The organism is Saprospiraceae bacterium (genome assembly GCA_016712145.1).
Classification (GTDB): Bacteria; Bacteroidota; Bacteroidia; order Chitinophagales; family Saprospiraceae; genus Vicinibacter.
Map to the genome: position 1 here is coordinate 876,663 of JADJRO010000003.1, position 16,628 is coordinate 893,290.

Genomic DNA, 16,628 nt, shown 5'->3' on the forward strand with positions numbered 1-16,628 from the left:
AAACTAATCTCATGATAAACCTTTCCACATTTGACGCCAGTTTACGATCCAGGTTACTCGGATGGTGTTGTAGTTTAGCCCTAATCCTAGGCTTGACTCCAATGGCTTTCGCACAGCCGACTTGTACCGTAGGCTCCGGAAATACCTTGACCGGACCAACTGGACCACCAAATCTTACAGTCAACTTCGATGCGGGCTGTAGTGTTGTTGTACCAAACGTTTTACCTCGGTGGACTGCCACCCCTGGTGCAGGGTACGTATTAATTAACATAAGCCAAGCACCACTTGCTGGCACTCCTTATACAGCGCCTAAAGCAGGCACCTGTAATAATGAAGATGTCAACGTATTGGTCACAGCTCTATTTTTCTTTGCAGGTAATCTGCTCGACCCATCAGATGACATCCTTTGTTCATTGGTACGCACAGATGTGATTTTATTAAGAGATAATACACCTCCAACGGTGACTCCTCCTGGCATTACTTTAGATGTCGGCCCGGGTTGTACCGTGACAGCAGCACAGATAACCGCTACCTTAAATGCAGGTAATGTGGACGATAATTGTACCACAGATGCTTTCTTATTAAGTACAGCAACGGTCATTTCTGCTTTGCCACCAACCCTGACTTGCCCAACCAGTCCGCAAGGTCCATTCGGAGTAACCATTCGTGTTACAGATGCTTGCGGCAATACAGGTACTGGAATACAATCTGTAACTTTAAGGGACTTAACCATTCCTACAATTACTTGTCCACCTCAGCAGACTACTTTTTGGGATGCAAATTGTCAAACAACTTTGGCAGATTACAGACCTTTGGCAAGTGCAACGGATATCTGCGGCGGTCCGGCGTTTACGTATAGTATCCGGTTGGTCGCTCCATTATCTCCTGTAAATACATTTCCTACAAGAGTTCCTGGAGGTTCTATTTGTCCATCTGCTCGATTGGATTTAGTGAGATTGTGTGCGCGAGACTGTTTTGGAAATGGTAATTTAGATCCGGTACCTCCGGCTCTTCCTTCCAACTGTTGTACGTTTAACTTATTAATTCTGGATAATACCCCTCCAACAGCTACTGCATTGTGTCCTCCTCCTCAAAATTTATTTGCTGGGGCAAATTGTACCGTAAACATTCCTGATTTGAGATTTGCAGGTTTGTTTGCAGACAATTGCGATCCAATCAATCCAGCTGCAATCGTTCAAACACCTCCTCCTGGTCCATTTAATGCCGCTGGTTTGCTTTGTAACGGTCCAATTACTTTAAATGTTAGCTTTAGCTATACAGACTGCAATGGAAATGGTCCAACCATTCACAATTGCGGTGTTCTTATTACTATTTCTGACAATACAGCCCCATCGGGTACTGTTGTTTGCCCTCCGGGAGTAACTTATCTTAACTTAGATGTTGATCCGGTTACCTGTCAATATACTACTGCTACGTTGCCTTCTGACTTTTTTGATGGTTTAGCAACCGTTGCGGACAATTGCGATCCTAGCCCTGAAATTTTTACTGTTTGTAATAATCCACCTGGATTTCCTTGTTACACATATGATTGTTATTTTTTAGGCCCAGATATAGTTGAATTGGGCGCAAGAGATTGTGCTGGAAATGTGAATCCAAATATTGGTACTTGCGAAATATTCGTTCGTGCAAATCCAGCAGACGCAAACTGGACCAATCCGGGCCGTATCTGTTTGAATACCGGACAATTGCCTTTAAATTTATGCACATTTATTACAGGAGTAACTTGTGGTGAGTGGAGTGGTGATCAAGTATCTCCAGGTCGTTGCAATGCGGGTGGTGGTATTTTTAATCCGACCCAACCAGGAGCTTATGCTGTAACGTATACGATAGGTGATGCCAATTGCCACGTTGAATTAACACGTGTTATAAACGTGGAGCAAAGCACAAATCCTCCTTATTTGATCGCGGATTTTGCATTGTGTGCTTGTCCGGATGAATTAATTGATTTAGAAACATTCTTATTAGGTTCTGCCCCAGAGGGTGGTAACTGGATTATCCAGAATCCTGGTGGTTTAGATTTTGTTTTATTACCTCCTCCAGGACCGGGTAATTCCCATGCAGCTTTATACAATGACGGTTGCGGAATTAGTCGCGTAATTTATGAATATACCGATTGCAACAACAATGCACGGAGAGACACCATTTTAGTTGACTTCCACCGTTGTGCTGAATTGGAAGTTGCAACAACAGATATCAGATGTCAAGGAGATGCAACTTTCTCAACTTTAACTAATTTAAGAGGTTGTGACAATTACATCGTACGGGTATTTTCCGGATTAATTCCAGGAGGAACTCATATGACTACAATTGGAGCATTTACCTTCCCAAGCTTTAATTTAAATCCACCTGCAGGTAATTACAGCATTACCTGGTCTGTACAAGATCCATCAGGCGTTTGTCCTGAAATTTCAAGGACCGATGTTGTTACAATTTATCAAAAACCAGCTTCAAATAATTCAAGTGTAACTGGCATTACAAATCCTGGACCACAATGTGAAACCAGAACTTGGCCAATGACCTTGAGTATGTTTAATGCATTGGATAGAGCTGGAAATCCATTAACAGCCGACAATATTCGTTGGTTTGGAGATGGTATTACTGATAATGGTGTTGATGGTTTATTCACTCCTCCAGATACAGATTCCGATGGTTTGCCTGGACCTGGGTTTTTTACCGTTTGCGTAAATGCCGGAGATCCTAAATGTGAGGAAACATTTTGTATAACAATTGAAGTAAGAAATAACGTAGCTGGATCATGTACACTAGATGACTACCGAGCTTGTCTTGAACCAGGTGCAACTATTTCTTTTGCTGATTTACTGGATAGCAGAGCCATTAACGGAGGTAAGTTTACGATATTATCAACACCTTCAGATTCTTTAGAATTTAATTACACTGGTTCTATACAAACCTATGTTGTGCCAGCAGGTGTAACCTCATTAAACATTGAAGCTATTGGAGCTGGTGGTGGATTTAATGGAGGACGAGGAGCCAGAATGTCTGGTACTGTAAATGTCACTCCTGGTCACGTTCTGCAGATTCTTGTTGGACAACAAGGATTTTCCAATGGTTGTGGCGCCGGTGGTGGTGGTGGTGGTAGTTTTGTATTCAATCAAACTACAAATACACCATTAATTGTTGCCGGTGGTGGTGGTGGCGGATCCAGTAACTTTGGTGGTGTTGATGCTTCTATTGGTACTTCTGGAACTGCAGATTCAGGTGGTTTTGGTACGCCAGGCGTTGGCGGTAGTGGCGGTTCTCCTTGCGTTATTACAAATGGAGTAAACGGTGCTGGCGGCGGTGGCTTGACTGGTAACGGAGCAACCAATACTGGATTTGGAAGAATTACTGGTGGTGGCTTAGCCTTTATCAATGGTGGTGCAGGTGGTATTGCTAATCCTTCTCTAGGTGCTAATGGTGGATTTGGCGGTGGTGGAGCTTCTGCTTATTGTACTGTCGGCGGCGGCGGTGGCGGTGGCTACTCTGGTGGCGCCGGAGGTTGGCATTCATTTGGTGATTTCCCTCCTTCTTGTACTGGGGGATTTAATAATACACGCTATGGCGGCGGTGGCGGTGGTTCATTCAATGCTGGATCATCACAAGTCAATATGGCTGGCGTTCAAACTGGAAATGGATTTGTTAAAATAAAAGCTGGAAACACAAATTTTGTAAATGTCCAATCTGGAGATATGGTTAATGGATTGGTTTATTTAGGAGGTTGTGGAACAGTAACTTATCAATATACCATAACTAGTTGTCCCCAGGATATAACATGCATTGGAACAATAGTTATAAATCAAAAAGCACATATTGATTTAATTGGCGAACAAACGTTCTGCGCCAATGATCTTGCTTTATATACTTTAAGAAATAATGGAACAACTTCCCTTTGTGGAAATCCGGGTGTTTTTGCAGGTCCTGGCGTTGTTAATGCCGGAAATGGAGCAACTGCAACATTTAGTCCGTCTGTAGCTGGGGAAGGCACGCACCTTGTAACGTATACCATAGGTACAAATACTCCCGGTGGTCCAAACTGCCAGGATATTGATACCATGGTGATGATCGTCTATGCTGCCAGCGATCCTAGCTTTAACTTACCAAGCAATATTTGCGCGGATGTAACAAGCTTTACCTTATCCTTAAGCAATCCACACGCATCTGTTAATGCAGGTTCTCCTGATGGAATTGCTGAAGTAATTTGGTCCGGTGATGGAGTGACCGATGGTACAGGAAATGATCCAAACGGTACATTCAATCCTTCTGTAGCAGGTCCTGGTTATCACCTGATTTGTGTGATGACGGGTGAAGCCAATTGTATGAAATACAATTGTAAATTAATTTATGTGGCGCCGGTTAATGATCCATCACTTATTGCGGATCGTTCATTCTCATGTTTTGACTTTGACTTCGGTTCCGGACCATTTATAATATTCGATTTAAGTCAATTGTATGCAGGAACTAACACAACACGTGGTGGTACCTGGTCAATCATTTCAAGTGCTTCAGCTGCCGTTATTGGTAATGAATCTTTGAGAGGAGGTCCTGGTTGTTACCAATTGCGTTATTCTTTACCTGCTAGATATACCGGTGCAACCGGTGGTTGTGCTGCTGTATCTGAAGATATCTTTATTACATTAGGCGAAGAGCCTCAAACTGGCTTTGACTTGGCTGAAGAAGTTTGTTGGAATGGCATTGCTGGTTCTGTAGTATTGCCTACTTCTTATCATGGGGAAACCTATGGTAATGGTACCTCTTCAAGAACCTTCCAGTGGACTGCAAGCATCGTATCTGGTGCAGGTCCTGTTCCTAATTTTGGAACCCCAACCAGTCAAACCCCATCTGTTACCATCATGGGAGCAGGGGTATTCAACATTTGCTTAACTGAAACATTAAACTATCCTGCATGTGGTGCAGCTGGTGGTATTAGCTGTTCTAGACAATATTGCGAATTATTGACAGTTCACCAAACGACTGCAGTGTCTATACCAAGTTGGACTCGTTTCGGTCCGTTATGTACCGACGATGCTTGTGTAGACCTGGATTTAAGAATTACAGGAACTACAGGAGGTGTATTTACAGGAACTGGTGTTAGACTAGGACCTGGAGGTCATCCAAATTATGAATTCTGTCCTTCTTTATCCGGTCCTGGTATCCATGCAGTTACTTATACTGTACAAAATGGAGCTGGTTGTACTGCAGTAGAAACACATAATATAGAAGTATTTGCACCGGTTACTGCTGTCTGCGCTCAAAACAATTTTGGTATTGCATGTGCTGTACACCGTTTAGGTTCAGTTCAAACTTATGGTGGATTTACGAATGCGGCAGTAAGTACCTTACCAGTATTTATTTCGAGCTACTATACCCATGGTGAATTTGACTTAACTGGATTCTTATGTCCTACAGCAACCCGTGGAGGTACCTGGACCTTGATCAGTAGCCCAACCAATGCAATTGGCTCAGGCATTACTGGTTTTGTTCAAAACAATACATTAATCTATTCAGATCCTGGTTGTTATACCATCCGTTACACAGTGACTGCGTTCCCTGGCGCTGACGGAGCATGTACATCCAGCTTTGATTATACCTTATCCGTAGGTGAAGAACCAACACCAAGATTCAGTATTCCTGATCAGACTTGTTGGGCAGTTGGTGTACCAACCATCACCTACGATATTCCTGCTAATTATTTATTAAGCACATTGCCTCATCCGAATACTACCTTATTCTTTAGAGGCTTTAGTTCTAGCAACAATGCAGTTGCAACAGTTTCTAACGGTGGTGTAGTTACTATTGTAGGAGCAGGTACTGCAACCATTTGTATGCAAGAACACTACGATAACAGTGGTTGCACTTTTGTAGAATGCCGCAAGGAATTCTGTCAAACAATCACCGTTACAAATACAGTGACTGCATCAAGTCCAACCTGGACTGGTTTTGGTCCTATTTGTGTGGATGCAGCTTGTGTTGATTTAGATGCTTTAGTTACTGGAACTAAAGGTGGTATATTTACCGGTCAGGGAGTACAACCAGCAACTGGTGGTCATCCAAATTATGAATTCTGTCCTTCAATTGCAGGTGTCGGAACTCATGTTGTAACTTATACAGTTCAAAGTCCAGACGGATGTTCTAACGTTTTAAGTAGAAATATCATCGTTGCTCCATTAGCAAATGCTACATTGGTCAACAAACAAATACCATGTATTCTTGAACCAGGTGGTGTGATTCCATTATCTGTCTTGTTTGCAAGCAATGCTACAACAGGTGGTGGAACCTGGACCTTTGCAGGTACTCCACCATCCGGTGCTCAAATTATGGGAGGAAATTTAGTATTTACTCAAGCAGGTTGTTATTGCTTTACATATACAGTTCAAACAGTACCTGGAGCAACAGGCGGTGGATGTTTTGCACAAAACACAGCGTGTTTGCAGATATCTGAGCAACCAACTCCTGGATTTAGTGTACAAAATGAGATTTGTTGGTCAACCAATGATCCTGTTACTACATTCAATCCTTTAGTTAATAGTCCTTCTTATGATCCTGCAGGTACAGTGACTAGATCTTGGGCAACAAACCCAACACCGCTTCCTGCGATCACATTGAATACAACCAACGGTGCATTCACAATCAATGGACCGGTTCCTGTAGGTGGATTAGTTTTTGATCTGTGTATGACAGAAAATATTACAACACCATCTTGCGGACCAACATCAGGACCTAATCAGGTGACACCTCCAAATGCACAAGTTGTTTGCAGCGAAGTGTATTGTGAGCGTATTTCCATCCGTGATGGTACTTTATTGAATGCAACGTTTACTGCCAGTCCGGTTAATCCTTGTTTAGGTCAATCAGTTACTTTAACTCCTGTATTGGGAGGAGGTACATTTACGGGCTTAGGTGTTACAAATAGTGGAAACGGAGGTCCTGGTACCTTTGTAGCCAATGCTTGTGGAATATATGCAGTTACGTATACAGTAGATGATCCAAATGGTTGTAACAACAGCTATACCTTAAATATTTATACAGATACAGTCAAATCGACTTTAAATTTACCAACTCCGATTACTGTAAATTGCCAGAACCCTCTAAGCCCATCTATGGCTACTTGGGCAGCTGGTGCAAGTGCTTCTGACAATTGTGCTGGAGTAACAGTTACCAGTCGTGTTTTTGACCGTCAGTCATCTTGCAGTCCAGGTACAGGTACCTATGTATTTGTATTTACTGCTACGGATGCTTGTGGAAATACACGCGTTGGTTATGCAAACTATACAGTTCAGGATATTACACCTCCGGTTATTTCAGGTGGTGCAAACTTGGTGGTAGAATGCGGAAATGATGTATATGCAAGAGTTTACAACTGGATTGATACCCATGCTGGAACAACGGCTACAGATGCTTGCGATGCATCAACCTTCTTGTCATGGACCAATAACTTCTCTGGCTTAATCAACAATTATTGCGGAACAGCAATACCAGTTGTATTTACCGTGAGAGATCGTTGTGGAAATACTTCTTCTATAACATTTACTTTACAGGTTAGAGATCAGACACCTCCGGTTTGGAATGTAAGACCTCAAAATCTGACAGTAGAATGCGATAATTCAAACGATCCATATTCTCAGGTATCTGCTTGGTTGCGTTCTAATGGCAATGGAGTTGCTTTAGACTCCTGCCAAACTACAGTTAATTATACAAACAACTACAACGGATTATCCGGTGGTTGTAATAGAAATACAGGTTCAGCTTTAGTTACCTTCTCAGCATTTGATGTTTGCGGAAACGTAAGTACAGCTCAGGCAACAGTAACGATTGTTGACAGAACAGCACCTTCTATCTTGTCTCCAGCTAAAGACACCATGGTTGAGTGTAATGGAACAGGTAATCTTCAGGAATTTGCAATTTGGATTGCAAATCATGGTGGAGCAACTGCTGCAGATTTATGCAGTGGATTGACCTGTCAGCCATTGGCTAATGCAAGAGTAGCTTTAATTACATCGAATCCATTTCCATGGGGTTCTAACACTTACACCAATGAAATGAATGCTGTGTTTGGTGTTGGAAATTGGGATCGTTTTGATTTCAATGTAAATGCTGCTACTGTCTTCTCAAGAAACTACAGATTGGTTTATGTAGATGGCGGGGATGCTGCTGCAAATGCATTTAATACATTTGTTGGAAATAACAACAACCTCATAGAATCATGGGTTACTTGTGGCGGTCGCTTATTCTTAAATGCAGCGCCAAACCAAGGAGCAAATATCAATCTTGGATTTGGTGGTGTTGTAATTCAATATCCAGCCTTTACTGCCAATGTAATTCAGGCAAACCCACATGCAATTTTCAATGGACCATTTTTACCAACTGGCGCAACATATAGTGGTAATTTCTTTGGACATTCATTGGTTGGTCCTCCAACTATGAAGACAATCATTCGTGAAAATGGCGGAACCAATGGAACTGTATTAGCAGAAAGCTTCTGGGGTGGTGGTTTAGTACTTTTTGGTGGAATGACTTCTACGAATTTCCATTCACCACAACCTAATGCAACCAACCTCAAGCAAAACATGCTTGATTACTTAAACACAACTCCACTTCAAACAGACTTGAACGTATTAAATGGTGGAATTTTTGTTTGGGATACAACATTAATGCGTACCGAAGTTACTTGTGGTGCAAATCGCAGATTAACCTATATGTTTAATGCTTTGGATTCTTGCGGAAATATTTCCGTTGGAACCATTGCGAAGTTTATAATTCGTGATACAACGCTTCCTGTTTGGTCATTACCACCATCAAATGCTACAGCACAATGCGATAGCAGAGGAAACATTGCACAATTAAATGCCTGGTTGGCAGCTAATGGCAATGGTACAATCCAGGCTGATGCTTGTAATGGTACCGTGCGAGTTGAACATGATTTAGTTAGAGAATACGATCGTTGCAGCAATACGGACAGTACTGTTTATAGATTTACTGCTTACGATTGTTCAGGAAATTCAGCTACTCGTGAAGCGTCCTTTATTATCATAGATACTCAGGCTCCAACGTTAGTTACACCAGCAAGAGATACCACAATTTCTTGTGAGAATTTATCAGGTAATAATGATGATGAGTTAATCGGATGGTTAAATATCAGAGCAAGATTCTCTACAACTGACGCTTGCAGCGATCAGATTACTTATACGAATGACTACCAGTCCTTAAACTGGGTACGCGTATGCGGTCCTTCTAGATTTGTGGATGTAACCTTTAGAGCAACGGATGATTGCGGTAACTTTACTACAAGCCGTGCACGATTTGCAATTGTGGATACAACAAGACCTAGATTCTTGAATTGTCCTCCTCCAATTGTTCAGGATGCAGAAAAAGATCATTGCGATGCGTATGTAACAGTACCTAAATTGATTGCAATTGATAATTGTACACATCAGGATAGTATTGTTATTACTCAGATCTATGGTCCAAATCCAGTACAATACAGATTCCCTGTTGGTACAACTATTTTGAAATATGAAGCAAGAGATCTTTGCAATAACAGAGATACTTGTACTATTAAAGTGGTTGTAAATGACTACTGGGATGTACCAAGCATAACATGTCCTGCAAACGTGGATGTAATTAATACTCCAGGTGTTTGTGGTGTAAATAATTTACAAGGTCTTGCGCCAGTATCCGTTAAAGATGTTTGTCCGCATACCGCTGTATTATATGTTATTAAAAATGAAACAGGCGATACCCTTAAGAAAGGTATTCGCGATGCAAGTGGAAGCAATTTCCCTAAAGGAAATAATTCTGTTTGTTATACTGTACAAGATCAACCGATTTTGTTGATTACAGAAGTAACCCAGCAAATAGATGCAATCGTAGTTGGACCAACAAGTCCATTGCCTACATTTATTGCGCCTTCAGATACAAATGGAGATTATGTTGAGATTACAAACTTCGGACCATCATCTATTGATGTAAGTTGTTTGTCACTTCAGATCTTCCAGGGTGGTGTTTTGGTTGGTACCTATACCTTACCAAATATGCCTGGTCCGGTATTACCTGCAGGTGGTGTATTGACGTTACACGTTGGTGCAGCAATTGCTGGCTTCCCGGATAATCCTGCAAGATTCTTCTACAATATGAATTTACCGGAAGCGGTAATCAATATGCCAAGAGGCTATGTGTTGAATCATTTGGGATTACGCAATGTGGATGCAGTTACTACCAATGGATACAACATTACTGGTCAGGGTACTCCTGCAATGACTGCAGCTGGCTGGAATGGAATAAGCGCAACCAATGTTGATCGCGGTTCTTACTACAGATGGTGCATATTTGACAGCAATACTCCAAATGACTGGAGATTGGCTGAAGCTTGCGAACCAGCTAGCATTGGAACTGTAAATCCAATATTAGTTCCGTTTGTATTCCCAAGCAATGGCTTGACTACTTCGGTTCAAACAATAGCTGCTCAAAAAGATACTTGTTGTTTCAATGTATTGGTAAGAGATACAGAAACACCAATGTGTGCAACCAATGATACCTTAACGTTCTCTGGTTTAACAGGAACTGCAACTGGACCAAGCTGTACAAGCTTTAGCTTAACAGTTCCAGCAAATCCTGCAACTAAGATCCTGGATGTTTGGGTTAGAAACTTAAATTTAACAGTAACAAACTTTGCTAATTCAGAAGTAACCTTGATCCATCCTGATGGAACAAGAATCAGATTGTGGAATGATGGCAATTGCAATGGTACTACCAATATCAATGCATTCAGAATTTCAGATTTAGATGCTACTAAGATCAATGCAGCTAATTGTGGTACTTTAGGAACTGGCTTAAACTATAAACCAGACCAACCACTTGCAGTATTGTGTCCTAAATCTGCTGCGGGTACTTGGAGATTGGAAGTTGAAAACAATTCACCTGCTCCATCTTCACTTACCTTGAATTCTTGGTCATTGACGATAATTTCTCAAAGAGCATATGCTCAAAGAGATACCATCATAAGCAACATTCCAAACTTGTGTGCTGCTGACTTAATGTGGATTCATCCAGATGTTATGGACAACTGTTGTATGGGTACTGTAGATGTTGAGTACATCCCAGTTCCAATGGCAGGTGCACCATTGCCAAAAGTTCCAACAGGAGGTCGCGTTGCAAATGGTTCTAAAACCACACTGCGTTTTGATGTTGGTATGACACGCGTAGTATACACATTGACTGACATGTCTGGAAACACCGGAACCTGCGAGTTTAAAGTAACCGTTCGCGATACACAAAGACCTGTATTCTTGAATTGTCCAAAAGATTATACTATTAATCTTCAGGGTGGAGAGTGTTTTGCATTCTTAGAAGTTAACCCAGCATTAAACTGGTTTGAAAATTGTGATTCAACTCGTTTGGTTGTTGATCCACCATTAAATTCTCAATTGAGTATTGGTGTTCATGTAATCAGAGCTACCATTACAGACAGAGCTGGAAACAGTTCAGTGTGTACTTGGACAATCACAGTTAATGAGTTTAGACCAAATGGAACGGACTTAGCTTGTCATGATCAAATAAACTTCTCTTTAGGACCAAATTGTACCGGTACATTAACTGCTGATGAATTATTAGCAGGTATCAATTATGGTTGTAAAGACAAATTCACATTAATAATTGAAGATTGGATTACAGGTGCCAGACATAGTAACAATTTTACTACGGCTGATATCGGTAGATGTTTCAAAGTAACCGTAATAGATCCTACCACAGGAAATAAATGCTGGAGCAAAGTTTGTATTGAATACAAAGCAACTCCTTCCATTTCTTGTCCAAGAGATACCACAGTACCTTGTAATTCTTCATTGGATCCATCTGTATTAGGTAATCCACTAATCACAACTTGTGTATTTGATTATGATATTCATTGGGATGATGTAATTGAAAAAGCAAGAGATTGCGATTTCCCAATTGCATTTATTATACACAGAACATTTACTGTAACCAATGAATTAGGTAATGGCTCACAGTGTACTCAGACAATCCGCGTAAGAGGATTTGACTTAAGTGCAATTGAATGGCCACGTAGTTATGATAACCTAGATTTACCAGCATTGAAATGTAATGAAAAACGTTACGATAAAGACGTTACTCCGCATATTCTGCCTTCACCATATTGTGTTGATGGATATCTGTTGGATAGCGCATACTGGTATGCAACCGGTGGAGATCCAAGTATTGTAGATCCATTTACAAGAGATTTAAGTGGAGATAGAATACCAAAACGTTTAGGTTGGAATTATTTGGAAGGTGGTGTAAATGATCAACATCCAAATCCAAGTCCAATTTATTACGATGAGCATCCAAACTGGAGAAACAGCGGTGCATGTTGGGGACCAACTCAAGTTGTAAAATGGTTAGGAACTGGTATCCCATCTTTGGGTGGTCAACCATTAAGCAAAGACAATAAAGAATGTAATCTCTCTATCAGATATGATGATGAGGTATATGATGTATGTGCAAACGGTTATGAAATACTTCGTTACTGGAAAGTTAGAAACATGTGTTTACCACCATTAGCTGGTGTAAATCCTGTTGAGTACATTCAAGTAATTAAAGTATTAGATGAGGAAGGACCAAAAGTTGCATATCCTGATACAGTAATCGTAGGTACAGGTCCTTGGACTTGTGATGGTACTTGGGAAGTTCCATTCCCATGGATTACCGACAATTGCTCTGATTCAGTGAGCTATACTGTTCGCTCTTGGACTGGTACTCCAATCCAACAAGCAGATGGAAGCTGGATCATTATCAATATGAAATTAGGAGGTCATAATGTAATTATTACAGCACAAGATGCTTGTGGTAATAAAACAGAAAAATCAATCAAAGTAAACGTTATTGATAACACACCTCCAGTTGCTGTGTGTGATAGAAATATTGTTGTTAGTATTTCCGGCAATCAATCCGCTGGTGATAACTATGGAAAGATTTTCGCTGAAGACATTAATGATGGTTCATTCGATAACTGTAAAGCCCATGTATTCTACAAGGCAATCCGCATGGATCAGTTAAGAGGAACTAACAATGGTAGCAATGCAAATCAAGCTGATAACGGTACAAATTGTGCTGGAGTCAATGGTGATGACAATTCGATCTTAGATGGCAATCAAATTTATTTTGATGACCATGTGAAATTCTGCTGCTCTGATGTTGGCAAGAAAATCATGGTTGTATTAAGAGTATTTGATCTTGAGCCAGGTGATGGTCCAATTGCTCCAAGTAGAATGAATCAAAATGGCAATTTATTTGGTCACTACAGTGACTGTATGATTGAAATTGAAGTTCAAGATAAAGGAGTACCAACCGTTGTTCCACCACCAAATATTGTGGTGAGCTGCTGGTTCTGGTTTGATGTAGATAAATTAGATGATCCAAACGATCCTACATTTGGACGTGTTGTAACTGACTTAGGAGACCGTCATAAAGTGGTGACTAACGACTTAGTTTGTTACAATTACTGTGTACGCAATGACATTACCGGGTATCCTGGTTATGTACCTGGTGCACCACCATCAAATCCACCAGCTTGGAATAGAGCTTGTGATTACTACAGAAGCTTGTTTGATACAGCGCATTATGACAGAAAATATGAATTGGTTTGGGGATTTGACGGATATGTATTAAGCAATTGCGGCAATACACCAACCATCAGTGTAAATGATAACAGAGAGTGCGGTCAGGGTCAAATTACCCGTACGATTGTAGCTCGTGGACCAAATGGAGTAAGTGTAACAGGAACTCAGATTATCTGGGTTGTTGATTGCGATCCATTCTATATCAACGGAGCAGACAATTGCGATCCTGATGATGACATTACCTGGCCAGGAAACTGCACAGGTCAGGCAACTACAATTGATGGTTGTGGTGCTGACATCAGCCCAGACAATCCATTATTAGGAAGACCTGTTGTAGAAAATGGAGCAGATGATCTTTGTTCATTAATCAGTATCGAGTATGTGGATGAAATATTCACAATCGAACCAGATGCATGCTTCAAAGTATTACGTCATTGGACAGTAATTGACTGGTGTCAATACGATCCTAGCATCGATCCTACAAAAGGTCGTTGGGAATATTTACAGATTATCAAAGTTCACGACACAGACAAACCAGTTGTAAGTATCAGCGTAGGAGATTGCGAACCAGCAGTTAAAAATGCAACAGACAACATTTGTTATGGTCACATCAGCTTAACTGCAGATGCAACAGATAACTGTAGCCCATTGGATTGGTTATTCTATGACTATAAAATTGATTTATTCAATGATGGTATTGGAGTTCATTCAGGCTATGACTATAAAGTAGGTCCATTAACTCGCAAAGAGTTTGCTGCAGGTCGTACGCCATTGTTCCACCATAACCCAGCTGCTGATGATGAAAACAATCCATTCGATGCAAGTGGTAACTATCCAGTTGGTATCCATAAGATCTGCTGGTTTGTAGAAGACGGTTGCGGAAACATTGGAACCTTATGCCAATTATTTGAAATCAAAGATTGCAAAGCACCAACACCATATTGTTTGACCGGAGTAATTACTGTACCAATGCCAGCGAGCAAGTGCGTAACAATCTGGGCAAAAGATTTAGACAGAGGAAGCTTTGACAACTGTACAGATCAGGATGACTTATTATTCTATTTCAATGGAGATCCAAATGCAACAAGCATAACAATATGCTGTGATGATTTCGTAGCAGCAGGAGCAAATGACGAGTTGTTGGTAGATGTTCAAATGTGGGTAGAAGATGAAGAAGGAAATACTGACTACTGCAAAACAGTAATCATAGTACAAGACAATCAGGATATTTGTCCTAATACAGGAAATGCAAAAGGTAGAATCACTGGAGACTTGAAAACAGAGAAAGGTGATGAAACTGAATTTGGTGATGTTCAAATGTATGTTGGTCCATCCATGAAGAAACAAGTGATTACACATTCAGATGGGCACTTCATGTTTGGAGATTTGGATTACGGTCCTGCTTCCGAATATGTGGTTAGACCATTCAGAACTGATAATCCTATTAATGGAGTATCTACTGCAGACATCGTTAAAATCCAAAGACATATTCTTGGAATCGAAAGCTTGAACAGTCCTTATAAACTGATTGCAGCAGATGTTAATAACAGTGCTACAATAACTTCAGCAGACGTTTCTGAAATTAGAAGATTGATTTTGGGTATTACATCTGAATTCAGTAAAGTACAATCTTGGACATTTGTGCCTACTGCTTATACATTTGTTGATCCTACATATCCATTCAAGGCACCAAGAGAAGCCATTATACCAATGCCAGACGCTGGTAAGCATAATGAAGATTTTGTTGCAATTAAAATGGGAGATGTTACCAACAATGCGCAAGCACATAACTTCAGTGGAATTTCCAGCAGACACAACGATCAACTTCATTTAGAAATTGAAAGTGGTAAATTGAAAGCCGGAGAGACCTATACCGTTGAGTTTAAATCAAGCAACTTTAATGATATTGCAGGGTACCAGTTTACTCTGAAATTTGATCAGGAAGCAATGGTTTATACTGAATTAAAATCTGGAGTTCTTAATGTAGATGAATCTAATTTCGGAATGAAATCTCTTGAAAATGGAATCATCACAACCAGCTGGAATAATAAAGAAGGATTAAGCTTCGGTAAAGACGATGTGTTATTCTCATTGACATTTACAGCAATGAAAGATGTTAATATTGAAGAACTGTTGGCAATTACCAGCGACATTACTGCTGCTGAAGCATACAATGCAAAATTGGATATTAAAGGAGTTGACTTAAGTGTTCGTACGGACAATGGTGTTGTTGAAAGTGGTGTATTTGAATTATACCAAAATTCACCAAACCCATTTGAGGTGGAAACTTCAATTAGCTTCAGATTACCAAATGCAGGTCCAGCTTTATTGACAATCTATGATGTTACAGGAAAAGTTGTTCGGGTTTATGATATCAAAGGTGTGAAAGGTTTAAATACCTTGAAGATCGAAAAAGATGAGATCGAAAACTCTGGTGTTCTTTACTATCAATTAGATGGTGCAGGCCACACAGCTACAAAGCGAATGACTAAATTGAAATAAACATTTAATAATGTTGACAAAATAAAAAGGCTGCCCATTTGGGCAGCCTTTTTATTTTATTTGTATTTAGACCAAACTTAAATCTGAACTAGCGGTTTAATTCAATTGAAAAAATTGATTGATTCTTTTGACTTGTTATGTGATTTTTGGTAATTATAATGCCCCATTGAATTTTAAATAGTCATCGAACATTGAAAATTTGGATAGCTGCTTCGAAACAAATATTTTTATTGCTCAATGCTCAATGTACAATGCTCAATTTTCAATATTCAATGTTACAATCCTATAATGTTGTAATGGTGCAATTGGGTAAATCTAATTTCGTTTAATGAATAGTAATTTAGCAATAGCGGGTTGTTCATTAGCTGCTTTTGATTAAGAGTGTATTTAAGAAATAAATTTTATACTAGGGATTTGTTAAACCTAGCGTAGAAGCAGGAAGAAGCTTGTTGTGTTATCAACGAATTGGTCCGTTGCAAAATTTAAATTCAATCA

1 protein-coding gene is annotated in these 16,628 nt (G+C 40.2%); it reads left to right on the top strand.

Annotation, left to right across the window (positions count from 1 at the left end):
- The first annotated feature begins 11 nt into the window (after positions 1-11).
- Positions 12-16,133: an HYR domain-containing protein gene (locus IPK91_16320; GenBank protein ID MBK8298805.1), complete on the top strand. Its 16,122-nt coding sequence runs from the start codon at positions 12-14 to the stop codon at positions 16,131-16,133.
- The last annotated feature ends 495 nt before the right edge of the window (positions 16,134-16,628 follow it).

Bases quoted from the DNA above. Each gene is read 5' to 3' on its own strand.
- IPK91_16320 (MBK8298805.1), top strand. From the start codon at position 12: ATGATAAACCTTTCCACATTTGACGCCAGTTTACGATCCAGGTTACTC.